Annotated in this window: 14 protein-coding genes, 1 tRNA gene and 1 pseudogene; 7 read left to right on the plus strand and 9 right to left on the minus strand. The window is 33.3% G+C overall.

What is annotated here, in order from left to right:
- Nucleotides 1–78 precede the first annotated feature (78 nt).
- Nucleotides 79–1,677, plus strand: a complete 1,599-nt coding sequence (locus P2W75_RS16785) for a DUF6377 domain-containing protein (protein ID WP_207295709.1) — start codon at nt 79–81, stop codon at nt 1,675–1,677.
- A 121-nt stretch (nt 1,678–1,798) separates the two neighbouring features.
- Here P2W75_RS16785 and P2W75_RS16790 read toward each other — a convergent pair whose 3' ends face one another.
- The 9 genes from P2W75_RS16790 to P2W75_RS16830 all read right to left on the minus strand — a co-directional run bounded on the left by P2W75_RS16790 (nt 1,799) and on the right by P2W75_RS16830 (nt 10,026).
- Nucleotides 1,799–3,022, minus strand: coding sequence for a sterol desaturase family protein (locus P2W75_RS16790; protein WP_207295708.1), 1,224 nt, complete (start codon nt 3,020–3,022; stop codon nt 1,799–1,801).
- Between the two features lie 122 nt (nt 3,023–3,144).
- Nucleotides 3,145–4,431, minus strand: a complete 1,287-nt coding sequence (locus P2W75_RS16795; RefSeq protein WP_239023113.1) for a Glu/Leu/Phe/Val dehydrogenase — start codon at nt 4,429–4,431, stop codon at nt 3,145–3,147.
- A gap of 446 nt (nt 4,432–4,877) precedes the next feature.
- On the minus strand, nt 4,878–5,729 hold the full coding sequence (locus P2W75_RS16800; RefSeq protein WP_276381374.1) for a DMT family transporter: 852 nt from the start codon (nt 5,727–5,729) through the stop codon (nt 4,878–4,880).
- Between the two features lie 102 nt (nt 5,730–5,831).
- On the minus strand, nt 5,832–7,295 hold the full coding sequence (locus P2W75_RS16805; protein WP_276381375.1) for a magnesium chelatase: 1,464 nt from the start codon (nt 7,293–7,295) through the stop codon (nt 5,832–5,834).
- 150 nt (nt 7,296–7,445) lie between these two features.
- Nucleotides 7,446–8,564 (minus strand): VWA domain-containing protein, encoded by a 1,119-nt coding sequence (locus P2W75_RS16810; RefSeq protein ID WP_207295705.1) that lies wholly within the window; start codon nt 8,562–8,564, stop codon nt 7,446–7,448.
- Between the two features lie 106 nt (nt 8,565–8,670).
- A complete protein-coding gene (locus P2W75_RS16815) occupies nt 8,671–9,069 on the minus strand; it encodes a YchJ family metal-binding protein (protein WP_276381376.1) in 399 nt (132 codons plus the stop codon).
- Nucleotides 9,041–9,274 carry a hypothetical protein gene (locus tag P2W75_RS16820; RefSeq protein WP_207295704.1) on the minus strand — a complete coding sequence of 78 codons (234 nt, stop codon included), beginning with the start codon at nt 9,272–9,274 and terminating at the stop codon, nt 9,041–9,043. Before P2W75_RS16820 ends, P2W75_RS16815 begins: the two co-directional genes overlap by 29 nt.
- Before the next feature lie 64 nt (nt 9,275–9,338).
- Nucleotides 9,339–9,485: a hypothetical protein gene (locus P2W75_RS16825; protein WP_008467810.1), complete on the minus strand. Its 147-nt coding sequence runs from the start codon at nt 9,483–9,485 to the stop codon at nt 9,339–9,341.
- Complete coding sequence (locus P2W75_RS16830) at nt 9,472–10,026, minus strand: hypothetical protein (RefSeq protein ID WP_276381377.1); 555 nt, start codon at nt 10,024–10,026, stop codon at nt 9,472–9,474. Before P2W75_RS16830 ends, P2W75_RS16825 begins: the two co-directional genes overlap by 14 nt.
- A gap of 84 nt (nt 10,027–10,110) precedes the next feature.
- On the opposite strand from P2W75_RS16830, the gene P2W75_RS16835 reads away from it, so the two are divergent.
- From P2W75_RS16835 to P2W75_RS16860, 6 genes and pseudogenes are all read left to right on the plus strand, one after another.
- A complete protein-coding gene (locus P2W75_RS16835) occupies nt 10,111–10,356 on the plus strand; it encodes a hypothetical protein (protein ID WP_207295702.1) in 246 nt (81 codons plus the stop codon).
- Nucleotides 10,357–10,702: 346 nt separating this feature from the next.
- Nucleotides 10,703–11,143 carry a KTSC domain-containing protein gene (locus P2W75_RS16840; protein WP_207295701.1) on the plus strand — a complete coding sequence of 147 codons (441 nt, stop codon included), beginning with the start codon at nt 10,703–10,705 and terminating at the stop codon, nt 11,141–11,143.
- A 259-nt stretch (nt 11,144–11,402) separates the two neighbouring features.
- Nucleotides 11,403–12,164, plus strand: coding sequence for a DUF4369 domain-containing protein (locus P2W75_RS16845; protein ID WP_207295700.1), 762 nt, complete (start codon nt 11,403–11,405; stop codon nt 12,162–12,164).
- An 18-nt stretch (nt 12,165–12,182) separates the two neighbouring features.
- Nucleotides 12,183–12,569: pseudogene (locus tag P2W75_RS16850) on the plus strand (peroxiredoxin family protein); the annotation flags it as partial.
- Between the two features lie 381 nt (nt 12,570–12,950).
- Nucleotides 12,951–13,031 (plus strand) — tRNA-Tyr (locus P2W75_RS16855).
- A gap of 308 nt (nt 13,032–13,339) precedes the next feature.
- Nucleotides 13,340–13,726 carry a VOC family protein gene (locus P2W75_RS16860; RefSeq protein WP_276381378.1) on the plus strand — a complete coding sequence of 129 codons (387 nt, stop codon included), beginning with the start codon at nt 13,340–13,342 and terminating at the stop codon, nt 13,724–13,726.
- The last annotated feature ends 62 nt before the right edge of the window (nt 13,727–13,788 follow it).

A 13,788-nucleotide genomic window follows, 5' to 3' on the forward strand; every position in this document is an offset into this window, starting at 1 on the left:
TAGTTTTTAAATTAATTTTTAATTTAGACGAATTAACTCAAAACCATAACTATCTTACCTTAAAACCAAATCGAAACCATGCAAAAAATATTTGTTCTATATTTTTTAATTGCGGGTTTTTCTCTAACTGCGAAAGAGACCAATCCGATTCTTGAAGAATTAGATAATGTACTGCTCAAAAAAGAAGTTTACTTAAAACAGAAATATCGCAAAATTGAAACTTTAAAGAAAAATGTTTCAAAATATACCGTTAGTCAAAATAATGAAGAATTGTATCATACTTATATGTCGCTGTTTGAAGAATATAAATCTTTCAAATACGATTCGGCCTATTATTATTTAGAACAATCGAAAATCAAAGCCAAAGTTTTAAAAGATCCCAAGTATTTATCTAAAAGCCGAATCAAAGAGGGTTTTGTGCTTCTTTCTTCCGGACTTTTTAAAGAAGCCATTGATACATTAGATGTTATCGATGATCAAAAGCTGGATCTAAAAAACAAATTTGAATACTACAACATTAAAGCCCGAGCTTATTATGATTTAGCCGATTACAATCGTGACCAGCGTTTTAATATTCATTATGTACAGCAGGGAAATCATTTCTTGAAAAAAGCTTTAGAATTAATTGGAACAAATACCAATGAATATTGGGCTGCCGAAAGTTTAAAACGTCTTAAACAACAAGACTGGCGCGGCGCCGAATTCGCTTTTAGTTATTGGATTAACAATTACAATCTGCCGCCTGATTATTACGGAATCGCAACTTCGAGTCTGGGTTATATTTATTCGGAAAGAGGCTACACCAAAAAAGCAATTCATTATTTGGCTTTGGCGGCAATTGCCGATGTGAAAAATGCGACTAAAGAAACCGTAGCGCTTCGTAATCTGGCAAATGAGCTTTTTAAAATGGGCTATCTCGACAAGGCTAATGAATACATTAATATTGCAATGGATGATGCTACTTTTTACAACGCCAGACATCGCAAAATCGAAATTTCATCCATACTTCCAATTATCGAAAAAGCACAGCTGAATAATGTAAAAGAGAAGAATGACAAACTGGAAAAAATCATCATTTTACTGACAATCTTGACTTTGATAATCATTTTGTTCTCGATTATTATTTTCAAGCAATTGAAAGAAAGAAATAAAGCCAGAAAAATAATGGCTTCCTCTTATGCGCAGTTACAGGAAATGAATGTAAGTCTGAGCGAAGCCAATGCGATTAAAGAAGAATATATTACGTATTTTATTAAAGCTACTTCGGCTTTTATTAATAAAATTGACCATATTCAGAAAAGCACACTTCATAAAATAATTACCAAGAAAACCGATGAAGTGATTGCGAGTTTAAAACGTTATAATGTAAAAGAAGAAAGAGAAAACCTGTTCCATCAATTTGATGAGATCTTCCTGAAATTGTTTCCCACTTTTGTAACGGATTTTAATAATTTATTTCCCAACGATCATAAATCTATAGTTAAGAAAGGCGAACTTTTAAATACTGAACTTCGCATTTTCGCTTTATATCGATTAGGAATTCAGGACAGCAGTCAAATGGCAGAATTTCTAGAACTTTCTGTAGCTACCATCTACACCTATAAAACGAGAATTAAAAGCAAATCCGATTATAAAGATACTTTTGAAGAAAAAATTATGGCGATTAAAACCATATAATTACCCAATTCCTGCAAGGTTTCCAAAACCTTGCAGGTATATTTTTGTAGAAATACTAAATAAAAGACCTACAAGGTTTTGGAAACCTTGCAGGAAAGAAAGCGATTTGAATATTAAAATATCATTCTGATCTCTCTAATTGTAAAATCATATTTTGATAATATCTACTTAAAGAGAATAGTTGTTCTGCAAAAATCATTACTGCTAACGGAATAAAGAAGAACATAATTAGATTTTCTTCATACAGGAAAAAAATCGCAATCATATACAAACGTGCGTATTCCAGATAATAAATCCATTTTCGTTGTTCTAAAATAGCGCCACAATTAATTAATGTAATAATGATTAAGCAGAGTACAAAAATTTTATCAAACGCATTCAATGCATCAAAATAATAGGTAAAAACAGTAAGCAGTAAAGTAGAGATTCCCAATTGTATGTAAAGGTAATTTCGAAAACGGAGTCTTTGATGCGGATTACTTTTATCTTGAAGGAAACGTTTTTCTAGAATGGGACGAATATCCTGATCCATATCGGCAGGACTTCCAAAAACAGCTTTCCATCTGGCTTTAAAACCTTTTGAACGTTTCCATAATTCGTAAATTTCAAAATAGTAATGAAAATGCTGCCAAAGGAAACTGTACGTTTTTAACGGATGTGTCAATCCGTATTTTGGTTTTTCTTCTTCTGCCTGAAAAGTTCCAAAAAGGCGATCCCAAAATGTAAACATATCTCCATAGTTTTTATCAAGATATTTTTCATCAGAAGCATGATGAACACCATGAACAGAAGGCGTTACAAAGACATATTCGAGCCATTTAATTCTGCCGATGATTTGTGTATGAGTGAAAAACGAATAGGCACCGTGAACAATCAGCATGGTAATAACCATTGAAGGATGAAAACCCACGAGAGGGAGAACACACCAAAATCCCGTTCGGATTATGGCTTGAAAAGTAGTAATTCTGGCTGCGGCCGTAAAATTAAATTCTTCACTGTGATGATGCACAATATGTGCCGCCCAGAAAAAATTGACTTCATGTCCTAATCTATGATACCAATACCACACAAAATCTGTGGCGAGAATCAAGGCAATCCAAACCAAAACACCACTCGGAATATCGAAAATTCGGTAGTCATCATAAATCAAATAATACAATTGATAAAAACTTGCCGCGATAAACAAGTTAATCAATCGCTCTGCTATTCCAATACTGATATTAGAAACAGAGCTTTCATAATTAAAAATTTCAGGTCTCTTTTTTCGTTGGGCCAGCTTGTATTCCAGAAATAGAAAAAGAAAGAAAGCGGGCATTGCAAAGGCTAGAAAATTAATGTTTTTCATTTTTAAAGATTACTTTATATTAATTGACAGTGTTTAAAAAAGACATTTTCATCAGCCAAAAAAGAATGCGTAAACACCTTTTATGACCAATGAAAATCATCTTGATTGAGGATATATAATTATTAATTCTGTTTAAACTTTTCGGCTTCTAAAGCCACTTCTTTAACGGATTGTGTTTCGGAAACTTTTTTCAGGGCAATAATGTAAGCCGCAATTCTTGGCGTTACGCTGTATTTCGCGGCAGTTCTAAATACGGTTTCGAAACCTTTCTCCAAAATGTCTTCCAGACGTTTGTTAATCTGGTGAATTCTCCAAGATTCTAACAACGAATTCTGAAGCCATTCAAAATACGAAACGGTTACACCTCCCGCATTCGCTAAAATATCCGGGACCACTAAAACATTCTTTTCATGTAGAATTTTATCTGCATCAGAAGAAACTGGCCCATTTGCCGCTTCTACAATGATTCTAGCGCGAATATCATTTGCATTTTTCTGTGTAATCACATCTTCCTTGGCGGCAGGAATAAGCAGATCGACTTCTAAAAAAAGCAGCTCATCGTGTTTAATAGCAACTGAATTGGGATATCCTTTAATGGTTTTGTTATTCAAATTGTAATACAAAATCAATTCGGGAATATTGATTCCATCAGGATTATAGAATGCTTCAGAAACATCACTTACTGCTACAATTTTCACTCCTTTTTCATATAAAAATAAAGCCGAATGAAGTCCTACATTTCCAAATCCTTGAATGGCAGCTGTAGAGCGTGCCGGTCTGATTTTTAATTTTTCTAAAGCTAATAGACTGATTATGCTCACTCCTCTTCCTGTTGCTTCTACTCTACCCAATGAACCTCCGGAATGCAAATGTTTTCCAGTCACTACCGCGTGAATGGTTTTTCCATGAACTAATGAAAATTCATCCATCAGCCAGCCCATCTCATCTGGACCGGTTCCCATATCTGGAGCTGGAACATCTTTTTCAGGACCAAAAATATCAGCTAAAGCTTTTGTATAGGCTCTTGTAATTCTTTCGAGTTCTGTTTTAGAGAGTGTTCTCGGATCGCAGATAATACCACCTTTTGCGCCACCAAACGGAATTCCGGTTACAGCTGATTTCCAGGTCATCCAGGCAGCAAGAGCTTTTACTTCATCCAGATTCACGGAATTATCATATCGAATCCCGCCTTTTGATGGTCCTAAAGCTGTATTGTGAATAACACGATATCCTTCGAAGTTTTTTTCGGTTCCGTTATCTAAAGTAATAGAAAAATTGACCACAATTTGTTTTTCTGGTCGCTGCAGCTTTTGTCTGATTGATTCTTCTAAATTAAGAATATCGGCTGCTATATTAAAACGATCAATCATAGATTGAAACGGATTTTGCTTTATAATTTCTGCACTCATAGTTTTTTATCTTTTAAAATTTTGGTTTATAGATTTGGGTTCTAAAAATGTTCTCTCAATAATCAACGGCAACAACACATGCAACACGGAATCTTCATTAGACAGCACTGCATCTTACTTTGTATGTTTCTATTTGATCTCATTTTTATATCGATTTTAAAATGGTTTTAAAAAAAAGCCTTTCATTGGTGCATGAAAGGCTAAAAAAAAAATAACTAACAAGTACTTTCTCTATTAACGCCATTTCATCGCACGGGTCGACATGCAGCACATCGTCAAACTGCACATAAACGGGATGATATTTAGACTATAGTTTTTCATTGTTGTGACAAATTTATAAAAATTAATTTATAAATTCTATAGAATTAGTCGAGTTTATTTTGAAAAAGATTTATTTCATTCAAAAAACAACTGTAAATTAACGCTTTACAAATATATTAAATGCATTAAAATTGTGATCTAACAATAAAAATAATTGAAATTAGTGCTAAAATAAGCCCCATTAAATTAGTTTTGGAGAGTTTTTCTTTAAAGAAAAGAAGACCGACAAGGCTTCCTAAAATAATAACTCCCATATTCATTCCTGCAAAAACAGTTGATGGATTCTCAGAAAATGCTTTGTGTGCTTTTAAATAAAACAGAATATTCCCAAAATTAAAAATTCCGACTAAAGCTCCAAACAGCAGGTTTTTATAGTCTAATTTTACTTTTTTAAAGGCCACATCATAAACTACAATAAAAAGAGCAACAGCTAATGAAATATCGAAAACGATAAATAAAGAAGTGGTATACGGCAATGTGGTATAAAGGGCGATTTGTTTAAAAAGAATATCAATGATTCCAAAACCCAATAAAACTGCCGCTGGATATATCCATTTATTTTCTTCGTTGCTGGTATTTTTTCTTAAAATAAATAAGAGTGCTGTAAAACCTATAATCAGACCGATTACTTTATAAGTATTGAATTCTTCTTTAAAAACAAGCCAAGCAGCCAGTATCGGAATAAATAATGACAATCGCTGGGCAGCATCGGTTTTTACGATTCCCATATGTTTGATGGAAGCGGCCAGTATTAAAAACAATATGGGCAATAAAACTCCAATTGCGATATAAATGTTCCAAGGAGCATCTGCATGAACTTCATTTAAATCAGGCTTGAATGTGAAATAACAAAGTAGAATGGCTGTAACATAATTAAACGCAACAATTTGAATAGGATTGGAATTATACTTACGGGTAATCTTGAAAATTACACCTACAGTTACACTGCACAATACACTTAAAATAAGAAACAACATAATTTATATTTTGGAAGGTAAAAGTAAATTATTCTAAATTGAAAAGGCCCAGCCAGTTTTAAAAAACCGGCTAGACCAGATTAAATTCTAAAAGAAAAATCTTTAAAGTTTGCTGATATAACTTCCGTACATATCCTTAAACTGATGTCCAGTCGCAAAACGATCTTTACTTAGTTTATTGTATTCGACTAAAGCCCATAAAATAAATTCTTTTACAAAATATTGGTCTTTTTTATCCAATTCAGGCTGGTATTTTTTTATCAGAGCATCAAGAGGTGTTACTTCATCTAAAATACTTTGATACTCAGCATCTGAAGCATCGTCTACTAATTCAAAACCGCTTTCCGCAAAAAACCATTCAATCAAATCTGAGTAAGGTGTTTTCTCTCCCTGTTTTTCTAATTTTTCAATTTTAGGAAAATAGTTAGGGAATAAAGTTCTAATGGCAGAGCCAATTAAATGTTGTGCCACAACGGCTGCTCCCTCCTGCTCTCCTTCATAAACTAATTCTACTTTTCCGGTAATGGCTGGAATAATTCCCATAAAATCAGACAAACGCAGATTCGTTTTATCGGCTCCCGATTTTAAAGCTCGGCGTTCAGCAGTGCTGATTAAATTTTCAAAAGCCGTAATACTCATTCTGGCACTTACACCGCTTTTATTATCAATGTATTCGCTGTCACGCGCTTCAAAACTAATTTGTTCTAAAATATCTCTCGCCAAACCTGGAACATATACTACATCACTTTGATTTTGATCTAGTTTTGCTTCCTGCTCGGTAATCGTTCTTGCAATGGCAACTGTTTCAGGATAATGAGTTAGAATTTGCGAACCAATTCTATCTTTTAAAGGTGTTACAATACTTCCTCTGTTGGTATAATCTTCTGGATTTGCTGTGAAAACAAACTGCATATCCAATGGCATTCTTAATTTAAAACCACGAATTTGAATGTCACCTTCCTGCAAAATATTAAACAACGCTACTTGAATTCTCGCTTGTAAATCTGGTAATTCATTGATTACAAAAATACATCTGTTCGCTCGTGGAATCATTCCGAAGTGAATAACACGATCATCTGCATAAGATAATTTTAAATTCGCCGCTTTTATTGGGTCAACATCTCCAATTAAATCCGCAACTGTAACGTCTGGAGTGGCCAGTTTTTCGAAGAAACGTTCGCTTCTGTGTAACCATGAAATTGGAGTATCATCGCCTTTTTCTTCAATAATGTCTTTAGCAAAACGTGAAATTGGTTTCAACGGATCATCATTAATTTCTGAACCTGTTACAAACGGAATGTATTCATCTAATAATTCTATCATTTTACGCGCCAAACGAGTTTTTGCTTGTCCGCGCAATCCTAATAAATTAATGTTGTGACGAGAAAGAATCGCACGTTCTAATTCTGGAATTACTGTATTTTCAAAACCGTGAACGCCTTCAAAAACAGGCTTTCCCGTTTTAATTTTCTCACGAAGATTATTTCGTAATTCGTCTTTTATACTTATGCTTTTATATCCTGCAGCTTTTAACTGCCCTAATGTTTTTATATTGTTTATTTCCATTTTATTGAAATATATAATTTGAATTGTTTTTGATGTTGATGTTGATTGACAATTTTGTGTCATCACTTTGTGTAGACGCACTGCAGTGCATCTCTACGATATAGATTGCGCACAGTAAAAACTGAATACTTCGACTGATAACTGACCACTTTAACGAACTCTCTTCTTCCTATTTGTTTCATAATCTTCAAAAATCATTTCACCAAGACCTTTTAATCCTGTGTAAAATGCTTTTCCTTGATTGGCTTCTGTAAAATGATTTACAAATCGCTGCAAATAAGGATCTCTGGCAATCATGAATGTCGTAATCGGAATATGCAGTTTTCTAGCCTGCTGTGCCTGCGTGTAACATTTATCGACAATGTATTCGTCAAGTCCGTTACTATTCATATAATAAGAACCATCACGCTCACGGACACAACTTGGTTTACCATCGGTAATCATAAAAATCTGTTTGTTGGTATTACGTTTTCTACGCAAAATATCCATTGCCAGCTGTAATCCGGCAACCGTATTGGTATGATAAGGTCCAACTTGCAAATACGGCAAATCTTTGATAGGAATTGTCCAGGCATCGTTTCCGAAGACTAAAATATCAAGTGTATCTTTTGGATAACGAGTTGTAATTAATTCCGCTAAAGCCATTGCTACTTTTTTGGCTGGTGTAATTCGGTCTTCGCCATATAAAATCATACTATGACTGATGTCGATCATCAAAACGGTACTCATTTGGGCTTTATGCTGCGTTTCTTCAACCACCAAATCATTTTCGGTAAGCATGAAACTTTCAACACCATTATTGATCTGAGCATTTCGTAAACTTTCGGTTAAGGCAATACGTTCTAAACCATCACCAAAATTAAATTCACGAAATTCTCCGGTATGTTCGTCGCCATTTCCGGCATGTTTAGTTTTGTGATTTCCGTTTCCAGAACGTTTTAAATTTCCAAAAATCTGATCTAAAGCTTGTTGTCGAATCGCACGTTCTGTTTTAGCGGTAATTCCTAAACCGTTTGAGCCATCGGGTTTGACTTCGTCTTTTATGTATCCTTTCTTTTTTAAATCTTCGATAAAATCATCGATTGTGTAGTTCTCGTCGGTGAGTTTGTATTCTTTATCTAACTCGCGAAGCCAATTGATCGCTTCATCAAAATCCCCCGAAGTATGGGTGATCAGCTCTTTGAAAATGCCAAATAGTTTTTCAAACGGAGACTGAAACGGGGCTTCGTACGACTTAAAATAAAATCCTTTTTTAAATTCGTTTTTCATAATTTTAAAATTACATCTTTTTGGAATTATGAAAAACGAATCGTTTATTAATTTTTAGTTAAAATATTTAACCAAAACCGGCAGCTAACACTGTTAGCTCTATTAATTATTCAAACTTTCCATCAACATAATACCATGCATCATTTTCAAATTTAAAGGTAGAAAATTCATAATGAACCTGCAGTTTTTGATTTGAATCTAAAAAATACGCTTTGAACTCGACTGTATTTTCAGTAAAACTTAAAATTTCGAGTTTCTGCCAGGTATTAGCTGTTGCCCATTTCAAAATCTCGGCTTTAGAATAATATTTTCTTTCAGAAATATGTGTGGTTTCTAAAAGATAATCGCCATTATGAGTCGCATACGCTGAATATCGAGAGCGCATTAAAGCCAAAGCAGTTGGTGCTTTTTGATTATTCTGAAGATATAATCCGCAGCAATCTTCAAAAAGAAATCCGGTATCACAGAAGCATTTTTTACTCTCCATCAACTGGCTCTTCTCCATTAATTTTAACGTGAAGCTGATTTAACAAAACCTGATAACGGCTTATTTCTCTCACTTCTTCATCTTCTTCAGCAAAATCAATCATTTCATCTAATGTTTCGCTTACTTCCAGCAGTTTATTGTTTGCTTCTCTGTCGTTTTTAGCAGCAATCAAATCAATAATTTCCTGCACTCTTGGTTTTAATTCTTCGAATTTACTATTCATGTTTTTTTTTGTTTCAAGTTTCAGGTTTCAGGTTAACTTGGAACGTGAAACCTGAAACTACTATTTACTCTTCGTTTTTACTTTCGTTGAATTTCTTTACGATTTCTTTTAACTTTTCTTTGCGTGCAATTTCCGCTTGTTTTGCTTTGGCCTGGGCTTTGTGCAATTTATCGTTGTGTTTTTTGATGTTTTTTTCGTTATTGCGTCCCATATATTTCTCTTTTAATTTCTTCTAAACTCTTTTCTGTGAAAATCAATTCATTAATAATCTGTTTTCGCAAATCATCAATATCATCATAATCAAAATGTTTTGCCCATGAAGTAAGCTGCTGCAGATTTCGTACTTGTTTTAATCGTTTTGTGGTTTCAAAACTGGTTCTTAAAATTGCTTTTCCGTCATAATCTGGATTTTTTTTATGCTGATAATTGGCGGTGTTTTTTTCGAAATCGGCATCAATGTAATAGAGTTTCTCATCGGCATTATCTGGATAAAATTCTTCCCATTTTGCAAAACCAATCTTTATTTTTGATTCGGTTTCAGGCTCAAGCGCAATTAAACGCCATTTACTATTGGCTAATCTCCCCCAATGATTCGAAACACGATACATTCCTTCCTCTGTATAATAATAGGTACTCCCCGCTTTACTCTCAAATTGTTTCTTTAAACCCGCTACTCGATTTGGAAGTACTTCATGAAAAGCACAAAATGTATTTTTAAAAGAATTAGGATGTGGTTTAAAATTTTTCTGCATATGCAAATATACTCAGATTAGCGCGAACACACTAAACAAACCTAAAATGATTAACTTTGTACTTTTAATTTAAAAATGAAAGTCATGTCTAAAGATTCAGAACAAAAAATGCCGCAAAAGGGAGTTTTTACGGGTATTATAGAAAAAGATGAAAACAACAATTATTTCTGCGGAGAATATCTTTTAGACTATAAAATGGTGCAGGCAAATTTTCAAGTTGGTGACTGGGTTACAATTAAATCTGTAATCGAAAATCCAAGCGATATCAGCTTCAAACAATATCCTAAAAAATCGAGAAACTTTGATAAAGCAAATCATAAGCCTGAATAATTTGTTTCAGGTTTTAAGTTTTGTTTGTTTCAAGTTTGTTGGACGTTTGTTGTAACCGTAAAGCACGCTGAGTTTTTTAACCAGGAGTTAAAGCATATCTAAATATTAAGTTCACAAAGCTTTCTAAATTAAGCTTTGTGAACTTTTCATTTTAATGATTATCAGATAAAAAACTATGTGTGCTTTGCGGTAAAAACAAGTTAACATTTAATTAAAGTAACTTTCCTTAATATTTTTTGCATCAAAACTAAAAAGTTAAAAAAAAGTGTACCTTTGCAAAAAATTTGTCGATTTGAACTAAAAAAGAACGATTTCAAACTAATAGACAAGTAGTTACCTTTTATTTATGAAAAAAATAGTTGAATACCGCAAGTTACTAAACGTAGACAAAACTGCTGAATTAAAAGATTTAAAAACAATTTATCGTAATGCGATGAAAGAATCTCATCCAGATAAATTTGTAGGAGATGACGCTGGTTTAAAAGAAGCAGAAGAAAAAAGTAAAACAATCATTGAAGCTTACCACTTTTTAGTAAGTATCCACCCTGATACCATCAAACTTAATTTACCTGAATATACAGAAACAATCTCAACTTGTTCTATAACAGATTTTAAATTTGTGGAAGGTCGTTTAATTATTGACTTTTCTAACGGAAGTGTTTACGAATACATCAGTGTACCAAAAGCAACTTACGTAAAAATGGTCAATGCTGATTCTCCTGCGAGATTTGCAAAAAGACACATTTTGAATTCTTTCACATGGAGAAAGAAAACAAATCAAGAATAATTTTGTTCTAAAATATTCCAAAAAGCACTCTTCTTACAGAGTGCTTTTTTTATGTCTTACGGTTAGAAAAACGCCTTATAAGCATTGTAAACAAAAACCAAATACTAGTTTTTAATTAAATAAAAGCAGTAAACACCTTGATTTTAGGACATTTAGATCACAAAAAACTATAACAAAATTTTAGGTTACAAAATTCCTTATGTTATATAATTTTAGATACTTTTGTTGCACAAATCAATTAACTAATTAATTTTTTATAATGAAAAAAATACTTTTTTTACTTACAGCTTCTGCAGCTATCATTTCATGCAGCAAAGTTAAAGACGGAGAATACCTTATTACAGGTACTGCAAAAGGAATTGAAAATGGAAAAACAATTATCCTTCAAGGTCAAGATCCTGCTACAAGAATGACAGTTGCTCTTGATACTGTAAAAGTTGAAAATGGAAAATTTGAAATAAAAGGAAAAGTTACAGAACCAGCTTTCCACACATTACTTCTTCAAGGTGCTAACGGACCAATCCCTTTTATCCTTGAAACTGGAGAAATCAATATCGAAGTTGACAAAGACAGTATTCATAAATCTAAAATTTCTGGAACTTACAGCAATGATGAGTATGTGAAATTCAATGAGGATATGACAAAAACTCAAAAAAGTTTAATTGATTTCCAGAAAAAGAATACTCAAAAAATGCAGCAAGCTCAACAAGCTCAAGATACAGCAACTATCAACAGCTTGATGAAACAATATATGGAAATCCAAACCGAAGTTCAAGCTAACAGCAAAAAGAAATATTTAGCTTATGCTGAAACTCACCCAAAATCATTTATCTCTGTATTAATTGTTCAGGGTATGATCAATGATCCAAGTGCAGATATTAAAAAATCTGAGAGTATTTTCAACTCATTAGACGAGTCTTTAAAAAACACTACTCCTGGTAAAGAAATCAAAACTAGATTAGGTCAAGCAAAAATGCCTGCAGTTGGTGCGTCAGCAGCTCCTGTTGGCAGCGCTAAATGAAGAGCAGATTTTTCAGCTCCTAACCCGCAAGGAAAAGTTGTTTCGCTTAAAGAAAGTTTAGGCAAAGTAACTATCGTTGATTTCTGGGCTTCATGGTGCGGACCATGTAGAAAAGAAAATCCAAATGTTGTGGCTCTTTATAAAGAATTACATTCTAAAGGGTTAAATATTGTTGGAGTATCTTTAGATAAAGATGCTGAGCATTGGAAAGAAGCTATTGCAGCTGATGGTTTAACTTGGACACACGTTTCAAATTTAAAATTTTGGGATGAACCAATTGCAAAGCAATATAATGTTGAATCAATTCCCGCTACTTTTATACTTGATGAATCAGGAAAAGTAGTTGCTCAGGATTTAAGAGGTTCAGAACTAAGAGCAAAAATCTTAGAATTACTTAAAAAATAATGCTAGCGCTTTAAATAGTAAAAAATCTCCTTCGGGAGATTTTTTTTGTTTTATACCTACCCTGACTTAGAAATAAAATTTCAAAATTCGGCGTATTCAATTAACCAAATTATGGTAAAACATGAACAAAAGTAATGACTGGCAACTTTATTAAATGGTAAATCCAAAGTAAAAACCATAAAATAGTTATACAAAAAATCCTACTTTTAAAATAAATTAAAAAAAATATTTTTTTATGTGTTTTTTACTTTATTCAATTCCAGCCAATTAAAAAACAACTTTAAAATAACTTTAAATTATGTGATTTTTTTGTTTGGAAATGTAGAAAACCTTCCTATCTTTGCAACCGCTTAGAACAACAAAGCACAACGCTAGAGATTCGGGGAGATACTCAAGCGGCCAACGAGGGCAGACTGTAAATCTGCTGTGAAAACTTCGCAGGTTCGAATCCTGCTCTCCCCACGGAAAGGCCGAAAAGCCTGAAAATTTAAAGTTTTCAATCTTTTCAAAAAGCCGCAAAAAATGTCTGAAGACCTGCAAATCGTAAGATTCGCAGGTTTTTTTTGTTTACTGCAGTTTTCAGATCTTTTAATTCTATCATTTCTGCGTTTGCATACTATTTCGGGTCGTATTTTACCAATAATAGTAAAAGACAATATACTGCAATTAGTTTTTTAATTTTCCAACTAAACATACGCCTTATTAATTAAATTTCACTAAATTTCAAAAACTATCCTAACATAATGAGAATCGTATAAATTCTACTTAAAATGATAAAAATCAAAACCACCATCAAGCCTTTTCTCACGGTAAGCGACGCAGTAATTGCTGTTGATTTTTACACGAATGCTTTTGGAGCTGTTGAATCAAAAAGATTTTCGCTTCCAGACAACAAAATATCGTCAGTAATAACAATTGAAGATGCTGAGTTTTATCTCAGTGATGAAGAACCGTGTGATGGCACTGCTTCTGCTGGCCAGATATCCAATGCGCCGATTAGGATAATTTTAGAAACTTCAAATCCAGACCAGCTATTTGAAAATGCATTAAAATTAGGCGCTGAAGAAATATGTCCCCTAACAACTGAAGAAGACTGGAAAATTGGAAAGCTGAAGGATCCCTTTGGGCATATTTGGGAGATTGGTCACCCACTTTAAAGTAAAAACCTATTGACGCTGATTTCTGGCAAAATTGCAGTCGCCTACAATTTCGCAAGAAA

The sequence above is a fragment of the Flavobacterium sp. H4147 genome, assembly GCF_029360735.1.
Taxonomy (GTDB): Bacteria; Bacteroidota; Bacteroidia; order Flavobacteriales; family Flavobacteriaceae; genus Flavobacterium; species Flavobacterium endoglycinae.